At 61.2% G+C, this 5,635-nt stretch carries 2 protein-coding genes; both read left to right on the forward strand.

Going from position 1 to position 5,635, the window contains the following annotated elements; translation table 11 throughout:
- Nucleotides 1–3,242, forward strand: a 3,242-nt coding sequence (treS, locus tag WCA53_RS03620; RefSeq protein ID WP_423905550.1) for a maltose alpha-D-glucosyltransferase, incomplete at its 5' end; no start/stop codon positions are given.
- Nucleotides 3,235–5,451, forward strand: coding sequence for a 1,4-alpha-glucan branching protein GlgB (glgB, locus tag WCA53_RS03625; RefSeq protein WP_423905551.1), 2,217 nt, complete (start codon nucleotides 3,235–3,237; stop codon nucleotides 5,449–5,451). The genes treS and glgB, both read left to right, overlap by 8 nt.
- Nucleotides 5,452–5,635: the final 184 nt, after the last annotated feature.

The raw sequence follows: 5,635 nt of genomic DNA on the forward strand, positions 1-5,635 counted from the left end.
TCGAGGAACTGGGCGTCGACTGCATCTGGCTGTTGCCGTTTTACCCATCGCCAAGACGCGATGACGGCTACGACATTGCCGATTACCGCAATGTCCATCCCGACTACGGCACGCTCGCCGACGTGAAGCGCTTCATCCAGGAAGCGCATGCGCGCGGCATCCGGGTCGTGACCGAACTCGTCATCAACCACACGTCGGACCAGCATCCGTGGTTCCAGCGCGCGCGGCTCGCGAAGCCCGGCTCGAATCATCGGAACTATTACGTCTGGTCCGATACCGATAAGAAGTACGAAGATACGCGGATTATTTTTATCGATTCGGAGCCGTCGAACTGGACGCATGACCCGGTCGCCGGCCAGTATTACTGGCATCGGTTCTTCAACCACCAGCCGGACCTGAACTTCGATAACCCCGCCGTGCTGAAGGAAGTGCTCTCGGTGATGCGCTTCTGGCTCGACATGGGGATTGACGGTTTGCGGCTTGACGCCGTGCCGTACCTGGTCGAACGCGAAGGCACGAACAACGAGAACCTGCCGGAGACGCACGAGATTCTCAAGAGAATTCGCGCGACCATCGACGCCGAATATCCGAACCGCATGTTGCTGGCCGAAGCGAATCAGTGGCCGGAAGACGTGAAGGAGTATTTCGGCGATGAAGACGAATGCCACATGGCGTTCCACTTTCCGCTGATGCCGCGCATTTATATGTCGATTGCAAGCGAAGACCGCTTTCCGATCACCGACATCATGCGGCAGACGCCAGATCTGGCGCCGAGCAACCAGTGGGCCATTTTCCTGCGCAATCACGACGAACTGACGCTGGAGATGGTCACGGATTCCGAGCGCGATTACCTCTGGAACACCTATGCAAGCGATCGCCGCGCGCGCCTGAATCTCGGCATCCGGCGCCGTCTTGCACCGTTGATGGAGCGTGACCGAAGGCGTATCGAACTGATCAATTCGCTGCTGCTGTCCATGCCTGGCACACCCGTGATCTATTACGGCGATGAACTCGGCATGGGCGACAACATTCACCTGGGCGACCGCGACGGCGTGCGCACGCCGATGCAATGGTCGTCGGACAGGAACGGTGGGTTTTCGCGCGCCGATCCCGAACAGCTCGTGCTGCCGCCTGTGATGGGCTCGCTTTACGGCTACGACGCCGTGAACGTGGAATCGCAAAGCCGCGATCCGCACTCACTGTTGAATTGGACGCGCAAGATGCTGGCGGTGCGTCGCGCCAAGCACTCGTTTGGCCGGGGCACGATACGCTTCCTGCGTCCGAACAACCGCAAGATCCTCGCGTATTTGCGCGAACTCGAAGGCGAACCGGCCATCTTGTGCGTCGCGAACCTGTCGCGTGCGCCGCAAGCCGTGGAACTCGATCTTTCAGAATTCGCCGGTTCCGTGCCGCTGGAGATGACCGCCGATTCCGCGTTCCCGCCCATCGGGCAGCTCACGTACCTGCTGACATTTCCGCCCTACGGTTTCCTGTGGTTCCAGTTGTGCCCGGGCAACCAGCGTCCGGCGTGGAGCCAGGCGCCGTCCGAGCAACTGCCCGAATTCGTCACCATGGTCATTCGCGCCGGCCAGACCGGCCCGACGCCCGAAAACGTGCGTTTGCTCGAATCGGAAGTCCTGCCTTCGTACTTGAGCAAGAGGCGCTGGTTTGCGTCGAAGGACCAGAAGTTGAACGGCGTGCGTCTCGCGGCCTTGACGACGATTCCCGAAGCGGGTTTCGCATTCACTGAAATCGAAGCCGATGTCGGCGATCACACCGAGCGCTACGTCCTGCCACTGACCATCGCGTGGGGCACGGAAACCACGTCGCCGCTTTATATGCAGCTCGCGCTTGCCCGCGTGCGCCAGGGCCGCAACATGGGCCATATCACGGATGCCTTTGCCGTCCCGCAATTCACGTATGGCGTGCTGCGCAAGCTGAAAGAACGCGCGGTCGTGCCCACGGTCCAGAAAAGCGAAATCCGTTTTCTTCCGACGGAACGGCTCGCCGAGCTCGACTTCAATTTCAGGCGCGGCGACGCGTTGCCCGAGATTCGCTGGCTAGCCGCCGAGCAAAGCAACAGTTCGCTCGTGATTGGCGACAAGGTGGTGCTCAAGCTTGTGCGCCGCTTGATTGGCGGCGTTCATCCGGAAGCGGAAATGAGCCGTTACCTGACCAAGATTGGCTACAAGAACACGGGGCCGCTGTTCGGCGAAGTGGTTCGCGTGGACCCGCAAGGCGTGCCGCATACGCTGTGTATCCTGCAGGGGTTTATCGACAATCAGGGCGATGCGTGGAATTACGCGCTCGACTACCTGCGCCGCACGGTCAATGAACTGGCGCTGGCGGTGGATAGCGGCGATCACATCATCGATCGCGAGAAGGAGATTCAGGGAATCGAGGAATACCAGAACTTCGCGGCGACGATCGGGCGGCGGTTGGGCGAGTTGCACGTCGCACTCGCGGCGCCCTCGGACGACCCCGCATTCGCGCCCGAACAGGCCACCAAGAAGGACGTTCGCGGCTGGAACGACGGCACGCACACGCTGCTCGTGAACGCGCTCGACATCCTCGCCGCGAAGATGAACGAATTCAGCGAGCACGATCGCGCGATGGCGCAAAGCGTGCTGGATCGGCGCGATTTGCTGCTCGCGGTCGTGCAAAAGCTCGTGCCGGAAAACGCCGATGCCTCGCGCATCCGGATTCATGGCGACTTCCATCTCGGGCAGGTATTGATGGCGCAGGGCGACGCGTTCCTGATCGACTTCGAAGGCGAACCGGCGCGCGCACTTGAGGAGCGGCGTAACAAATCGAGCCCGTTGCGCGACGTGGCCGGCTTATTGCGGTCCTTGTCCTACGCAAGCGCGGCGGCGCAGCCGACCAGCGAAAGCGCACCGCAAGCTACCGCCGACCGTAAGCGCGCACTATTCGAGCGCCTCCGGGTTCATGCCGAGGAAGCGTTCATGGGCGCCTATCGCGCGGCGGTGGCGGTTTCCCCGCAACCAATTGCCGGCGATGAAGCGACGCTTGCCGCCCTGCTCGACCTGTTCCTGATCGAGAAGGCCGCTTACGAAATTCGCTATGAAGCGGCGAACCGTCCCACGTGGATCGGCCTGCCGTTGCGCGGTCTCGCGTCGCTCGCCAGCCGGCTGCTGGGGGACACAGGTGCGCCGCTCGCACCGGGTTCGCGCCGTGGGGATTCTGCAAACAAGGACAGCTCTGATGGAACAGATCATGAATAAGCGCGTAGACGAACGATCGCTGACTGAAGGCCTCCATCCGCTCGATATCGACGCGCTCGTGGAGGCGCGCCATCCCGATCCGTTCGCAAAGCTCGGCCTGCATCAGACCGATGCAGGCCCGGTCGTGCGCGTGCTGCTGCCGGGCGCGACCGGCGTGCAAGTGCTGGAGCGCGACAGCGGCAAGTCGCTTGGCACGCTGACGCGGGTTCATCCGGCGGGGCTGTTTATTGGATTTATCGATGAAGCGCAGGCGTATCGGCTGAACATTGACTGGCATGGCACGCCGCAGGAAGTCGCCGATACTTATTCCTTCGGCCCGGTTCTCACCGACGACGCCCTGCAGCGCCTCGGATGGGGCGATCCGTATGCGGTGATGGAATGCCTCGGCTCGCGGCCGGTGACGCATGGCGGCGTGGCCGGCGTGCGCTTCGCGGTGTGGGCGCCGAATGCGCGACGCGTGTCGGTTGTCGGCGACTTCAACTCATGGGATGGCCGTCGTCATCCCATGCGCCTGCGCCACGAAGCGGGCGTCTGGGAACTCTTTATCCCGTCGATCGGGGCTGGCACGCGCTACAAGTACGAAATCGTTGCACGCGAAGGTCATGCGCTGCCGCTCAAGGCCGACCCGTGCGCGATGCAAAGCGAGAGGCCGCCCGCGACTGCATCGGTCGTGGCGGACGCGGATGCGATCGAGGGCTATGCATGGACTGACAACGCGTGGATGAACGCGCGCGGTGCGAAACAGAGCGTGACCGCGCCGATCTCGGTGTACGAGGTCCACGCGGAATCCTGGCTGCGCGTGCCGGAAGAGGGCAACCGCGGCATGAACTGGCACGAACTCGCTGAGCGGCTGATCCCGTATGCGAAGAGCATGGGTTTCACGCACCTCGAATTCATGCCCATTGCGGAGCATCCGTTTGGTGGATCGTGGGGATACCAGCCGTTGGGGCAATTCGCGCCATCGGCACGATTTGGTACACCTGAGCAGTTTGCGGAATTTGTGAATCGCGCGCATGAAGCCGAACTCGGGATCATTCTCGACTGGGTGCCCGCGCACTTTCCAAACGATGCCCATGGCCTCTTCCAGTTCGACGGAACCCCGCTCTACGAGCATACCGATCCGCGCGAGGGATACCACCAGGACTGGAACACCATGATCTACAACCTCGGGCGCAACGAGGTGAGTGCGTTCCTGGTGGCGTCGGGGCTGGCGTGGCTCAAGCGTTATCACGTCGATGGCTTGCGGGTGGACGCGGTTGCTTCCATGTTGTATCGGGACTATTCACGCAAGGCCGGTGAGTGGGTGCCGAACATTTATGGTGGCCGTGAAAACCTGGAATCGATTGCGTTCCTCAAGCGTTTGAATCATGAGGTGAAGCAGATTCCTGGCGCGATCACGATTGCCGAGGAATCGACGGCGTGGCCGGGCGTGACTGCTCGCCTGGAGGACGGTGGGCTGGGTTTTGATTTCAAGTGGAACATGGGGTGGATGCACGACACGCTGCATTACATGGAAGAGGATCCGGTGTATCGGCAGTACCACCACAACATGTTCACGTTCGGGATGGTCTATGCGTATTCCGAGCGTTTCGTGCTGCCGCTTTCGCACGATGAAGTGGTCCATGGCAAGGGATCGTTGATTGGCAAGATGCCTGGCGACCATTGGCAGAAGTTTGCCAACTTGCGCGCGTATCTTGGTTTCATGTGGACGCATCCGGGCAAGAAGCTGTTGTTCATGGGGGGTGAATTCGGGCAGTTCGCGGAGTTCGACCATGATGCGTCGCCGCATTGGCATTTGCTGGAAGACAAATTTCATGGCGGGCTGCAGAAGCTCGTGCGCGATTTGAACCGGCTGTATCACGAGGAATCTGCGCTGTACAAGCTGGATAGTGATCCGCGGGGTTTCGACTGGTTGATTGGCGACGATGCCGGAAACAGCGTTTTCGCTTTTCGGCGCACGGATGGCGAGGGTCGGGAATGCGTGTCGATTTCCAATATGACGCCGGTGCCGCGAGAGGGGTATCGGATTGGGTTGCCCAGGGGTGGGAGATGGACCGAGGTGTTGAACTCGGACGCGTCGATTTATGGGGGGTCGAATATGGGGAATGGTGGGGTGATTGTGGCCGAGGGTATTCACAGTCATGGGCGTGAGCATTCCGCTGCGCTCATTTTGCCGCCGCTGGCCACTATCGTGATTAGGGCTGACTGAGCGTGTTCGCCGGGGGTTCGGGGGGGCCGGTCTGTGCGGTGCTTGGTTAGCGGCGAGTGTGGGGTTAGGGCTTGGGGGGGTGCTGCTCGCGGCGAGTGTGGGGCTAGCATTGAGTCCTTCTGCTCGCGTGGTCGTTCTGCTTAAGTCGGATTTTCTTGCTTATTTCTGTTAGCCCCTATCCGGG

Source organism: Caballeronia sp. (genome assembly GCF_049581465.1).
Lineage (GTDB): Bacteria > Pseudomonadota > Gammaproteobacteria > Burkholderiales > Burkholderiaceae > Caballeronia.

Coding starts and splice junctions, on each gene's coding strand:
- glgB (WP_423905551.1), top strand. CDS start 3,235: ATGAATAAGCGCGTAGACGAACGATCGCTGACTGAAGGCCTCCATCCG.